Genomic DNA, 2449 nt, shown 5'->3' on the forward strand with positions numbered 1-2449 from the left:
AGTGGCTGAAGGGGTGGGGGGTCTCTAAAAGTCTTGCAAATTAAAGCTAAAAGCCCCGTGTCCAAAGCTAAAAAGCACTCGCATGCAAGTACGAAAAGCCAATGTGCTAACGCGTATAGAACACGCTAAAATTGTTTTTTATGCGCATCTTCTAGGATGTGGTGCGCTATGTCTTGCACATTTTGACTGATGACTGAAGAAGTCTGTGCAATACTTGCATTTTCTTGGGTAACTTGCTCGAGCGCGTCCATTGTTTGGTTGATCTGAGTGATGCCCTCTGTTTGTTCGCGTATGGAATTAGCCACATCGTTGATGCTCTGCACGAGGATATTTGTGTTGGTTTCAATCTCGCCTAAGCTTTTTTGAGTGCTCTCGGCCAGTTTGCGTACTTCGTCAGCTACCACGGCAAAACCTCTGCCATGTTCGCCAGCCCTTGCTGCTTCTATGGCTGCGTTTAGTGCTAATAAGTTGATTTGATCTGCTATGTCTTTGATGATGCTTGTAATACTCTTAATATCTTCGGATTGCTGGATCACATTTTCAGTTTTGGAGCTCACAGCCTGCATTGAAGCTGTGATTTCTTCTAGGGCGTTGGCTGTTTGCTCTAGAGATACGCCTTGTTTAGTTGAAGAGCTCTGCATATTTGTGATGGCACTATTTAAATCCTTCATTTCCTTATTGAGAGCATTGGCAAAGTCGAGTGAAGACACCAACATTTTTTTGATTTCGGACACGACTGCATTGATTGAAATTTCTATATCCCCCGATGCCTTTGGTATTGCATTCTTGAAGTCTAATGCCTTATACGAAGACAGTAAGTCCTCTATGACATTTAAGTCTGCGCCTATTTTCTTCTGCAGAATGCCTAGAGTGGAGTTAAGTACATTTTTCAGCTCTATCAATTGTGGACTCGCCGGATCGCTCACTACTCTTGCTTGCAGGTTACCTTTCTCAATTTGTTTAGACACAGCTGTTAGGTCATTAATGGCTTGTTTATCTCTTTGTATGAAGTCTTTTGCTTTTTGTATGTTTGTGTTGATCTGTTTTGCCATCTGGCCTAGTTCGTCTTTTGTATTGATTTTTATTGTGGGCGTTGTTGTGCTTTCATGATTTATAAAGGCGAAAAATTCATCTAAACCATATTTAAGGGTTTTAATCGAAGTGGTAACATTTTTATAAAAAATATAGTATAAAGGAACAATCACAAATGCGATCAATACGACGCATATGATTGAATACAAATAGAATTTCTTTGAAAGTGCAACTTCGATTTTATCAACAACTGCGCTAGTCTTTGAGTTAATATTATCTATATACACACCTGTAGAAATCCACCAGCCTTTTTGTCCCGGAATAGCCTGAGAATAAGCTATTTTTTCAGCACTTATAATGCGCCCATCAGGTAAAGGTTTGTTAAAAGTATAGTACACAAAGTCTCCACCATTTAACGAAGCTTTGTAAAGATCCTGCACAAAATACTTCCCATTTTTATCCTTTATATTCTCAATATCAGTTCCAATTAATTTTTTATACACATTAAACACTCCTACATATTTGTCATACACAATGAAATAACCAGATTTATCATTCTCGTATCTAAAATTGTGCACGGCAGTAGTTATTATCTTCTGTTTTTCCTCTAGTGTTGTGGCCGACCTTAACAAATTGCCTAGAGCTTGTGCCATGGCATCTGTAGGCAACTTAATTCTATCTTTAACACTCTCTATAAAATTTTGCGTGAATATGTCCTCAGCATGCTTAATCTGCGCATTATTGCTCTGCAAAAACAAAAACAACATGATGCAAAAGACCACAAGATTAACCAGTAAGAGATAGAGGATCTTTTTGCCAATATTAAATATTTTCATGATGATAACCTTTCTTATTAATTATAGCACTCTACAAGATTAACTAGAGATCAAATTAAATAATCTAGCATGTATGCCCTAAAGTCCCTAGCTTTAACTAGAGGATAGTCGGTGTTAGTTTATGTCATAATGTCGCTCATAAGAGTTGGAGGGCGTCAACTTTCAGAGTGAGAGTTTTAAGATTCGTTGATGGGCGGACTTTGGTAGCAGGAGGGTCTTCTAGTTTTAAGCTGCGGGAAGTGTGTCAACTTAGTTACTTGTTTAAAGCTTAAGGGGAGTTAGAAGGGTAAGGTGGTGCTTCTATCCAAAGCTGTGGTTTAATAAGGCAGGCTCAAGGGGGTTTGAATAAGCTATATATTCTACGGCATCTTGATTTGGGTTGGGGTAGAAGTTGGGCCGATCTTGTGTCTATTTGTGATCGCGATTGCTTTTGATGTTTGCAAGGGCATTATCATGGGCGCCATGGACATGGCCATTAACACACTCCCCTAGCTTAGTTGCTTGCCTTAGTGGCTTGCAAGATTACCAGAGACTTGCATGCTAAGCATGTCTTAGCTCCTCTACTCCAAGAGTTAAGCCCT

1 protein-coding gene is annotated in these 2449 nt (G+C 39.4%); it reads right to left on the reverse strand.

Annotated elements, in window-relative coordinates; genetic code table 11:
- Window positions 1-125 precede the first annotated feature (125 nt).
- On the reverse strand, window positions 126-1868 hold the full coding sequence (locus tag C6H04_RS06855) for a methyl-accepting chemotaxis protein (RefSeq protein WP_233711885.1): 1743 nt from the start codon (window positions 1866-1868) through the stop codon (window positions 126-128).
- Window positions 1869-2449: the final 581 nt, after the last annotated feature.

The organism is Helicobacter salomonis (genome assembly GCF_900197775.1).
Lineage (GTDB): Bacteria > Campylobacterota > Campylobacteria > Campylobacterales > Helicobacteraceae > Helicobacter > Helicobacter salomonis.